Origin of the sequence: Klebsiella sp. A-Nf5 (assembly GCF_002810545.1) — a bacterium.
GTDB lineage: Bacteria > Pseudomonadota > Gammaproteobacteria > Enterobacterales > Enterobacteriaceae > Klebsiella > Klebsiella variicola.
This window is the reverse complement of record NZ_PIOG01000029.1, coordinates 1-2372: the sequence shown is the minus strand read 5'-3', so window position 1 is coordinate 2372 and position 2372 is coordinate 1. Positions and strand designations below refer to the sequence as shown.

Here is a 2372-nt window from a genome sequence, read left to right as displayed (position 1 = left end):
GGTCGGGATCGTCAGGTTGCCACTCCATTGCCGGGTACTCCGGGCATAATTCAGCGTCACCACCTGCTGATAGGTTCGGTTAACTTTCTGCGTGGTGGCGTTATCCTTCAGGGTCGCTTCCCGTGTGCAAAAATTTTCCACCTGCAGATCACGTTCGCAGGTATGGTTTGTGAACTCGCTGCGGTTCACAACCTGGGCGGTACAGGACTGTCCGGTATCACCGACAATGCTGTCGGCACGGGATTCGGTATCCTTTGCGGCCTGAATAAACGGCGCATCCTGAGATATCTGATCCGGTGGCCGGTTCGTGAACGACTCCGTAATCGTTTTGCCGGTATCCCCCTGGCTGAACTCCAGGGCTGAATCGCTTTTCAGGGAGCTGTCTCCGCTGGCAGTGACGCCGCCGTAGTATTTTGTCTGATCCGGGTTGGCGGTATACCCCGGCAGGTTTTGCTCACCACTGAAATTTTTCAGTGAGTTCAGACCATTGCCCTGCACCTGTTTCGCAAAATCCGAGCCGGCTTTATAGTCGCTTCCACTGTCAGCGCAGGCGGGGGATGCCAGCCAGATGAAGGTACCCAGGACAAAAAAATGCGCGGTCAGCACGGAAATAACCGTCTTCATTTCAACCCTCCCGCATCCCTCACCATTTCCGGTAACGCCATGAAGTACGGTTTATCTTTCATGGCTGGCTCCCGGCGGCATTTGAGGGCGCATCAAGCATCTGCCGGGCCACCTGTGCGCAGTCACCGGTTTGTGCCACTTTCTCCAGCGCCTGTTTGACGTGAATGTTACCGCGTACCACGTCATACCCGGCCTGACACCGTACCACCAGAGACGGCACACTCCGGATGCCGTACTGCGTGTACAGTGTCGGGTCGATCTGCACCCCGTCGGTGACGCCGTCTTTCACCAGCTGCAGCACCGCGTCGGTGGTGGTCCTCATGTCGTTATTGACGAGCCCGCGCAGTGTCGCCGGAATGCCATACTGCCGGGTTTCGTGCAGCATCCGCTTCAGCCCCTCTTCAGGTATCGAGAAGGAGACAAAGTACAAAGCCCCTTCTGCCGGCTTTTCCTGATTCGCCGCTTTCTGCTGGCTGACCAGATTATCGATAAACTGGCGGTCAGATTTGGGCAGAGGATTACGGCTGATTTGCGCCTCAAGCTCCTGCTGCAGCTGTTTATCCGGATGCTGGCGCAGCTGTTCGCTGAGGTTCTCCTGCTGCTTCAGCCATTCCCTGTCTGTAACCGAGGAAGTTTCAGCCAACACTGCTCGTCCGTTCAGCAAAAGCATGACCATAAACAGATTCATTAATTTCATGAGAGACTCCTGTCAGAGAAAGACACAATTGCGTTTACGCCACATCAGATAGCCGTAGTTCTTGCGGGTGTTGGGTGGATTTTTGCCGGCCTCCCAGCGCATCACGCTGCGTCCAAGCGGATGGCACTGGCCGCTGTCCGGGTACATGTTCACCATCTGATAGCGCCAGCGTTCTTTGGGGATGATCGGGGACGGATACTCATAGCAGACCGCCTTGTCCTTCCCGATGCTCTCCATAATTTGACCCTGCCGGTGAAGCTTGAAGGCCATACGCTCACTGACCAGTACCGACGACTGCAGCGGGCTGGATTCATTACTGACCTGGCCGTTAAACGGGTAAAGTGAGCCGTGGCTGCCACCACACCAGAAGAGCACATCCAGTGGCATATGGAATGCGCTGGCCAGCGCATCCGCTGCGCAGGCGCCCTGCGCGATGGGGTTGGCAAACAGGATCGCTTCCGGATTCAGGATGGTGGTGAGGCTGCTGTCCACCCAGGTCGGGTCAATCTCGGACAGATAGGCAATATCCATGTCTCCGCCTTCCAGACAGCCTGCCGACGTGATGATGTTCAGCCAGTACGTCAGCGGGTACTTGTACCAGTGAACGTGATAGAAGGCGCCGTTCACCTGCTTATCGTCCTTTCTCGCGGTTCCCATGCCGGTCTTGCCGAGATTGATACTGAAGCCCCCCAGATTGACCATGCAACCTGGCGAACGGCTGACGTCCGTCATGGCCATCGGCTCCCAGTACCCGATGGCCAGACCGGGGCGAACAAAAAGCGGTGGCGGCGCCGGACACAGCTGCAGGGGATTACCGGGATTGCTGGTATCAGGCAGGTCGCCTTTACCAACCTGCACGCTGCCGAGCGACAGAGGGAAGATGCAGCGCCAGCACACATCGGTGATCGGGTTAACAAACCGGCCCTCACATGAGGGGTCAGCAGCCGCACTGAGGCTGTACCCCCACAACATCAGGGCACTCAGGAAAAGCGTCAGGGTTTTCACAGAAACATCCTTATTTTACAGGGAAGGTCTCAATATTCAGCCGTTC

General features: G+C 56.7%; 2 protein-coding genes and 1 pseudogene. All 3 read right to left on the bottom strand.

The window, feature by feature from the left end:
- A pseudogene (locus CWM53_RS03600) lies at window positions 1-624 on the bottom strand (conjugal transfer protein TraN); the annotation flags it as partial.
- Between the two features lie 58 nt (window positions 625-682).
- Window positions 683-1321, bottom strand: coding sequence for a type-F conjugative transfer system pilin assembly protein TrbC (gene trbC, locus CWM53_RS03595; protein ID WP_100750720.1), 639 nt, complete (start codon window positions 1319-1321; stop codon window positions 683-685).
- A gap of 12 nt (window positions 1322-1333) precedes the next feature.
- Complete coding sequence (gene traU, locus CWM53_RS03590) at window positions 1334-2293, bottom strand: conjugal transfer pilus assembly protein TraU (RefSeq protein ID WP_202386622.1); 960 nt, start codon at window positions 2291-2293, stop codon at window positions 1334-1336.
- Between the last annotated feature and the right edge of the window lie 79 nt (window positions 2294-2372).

Bases quoted from the DNA above. Each gene is read 5' to 3' on its own strand.
- trbC (WP_100750720.1), bottom strand. From the start codon at position 1,321: ATGAAATTAATGAATCTGTTTATGGTCATGCTTTTGCTGAACGGACGA.
- traU (WP_202386622.1), bottom strand. From the start codon at position 2,293: ATGTTGTGGGGGTACAGCCTCAGTGCGGCTGCTGACCCCTCATGTGAG.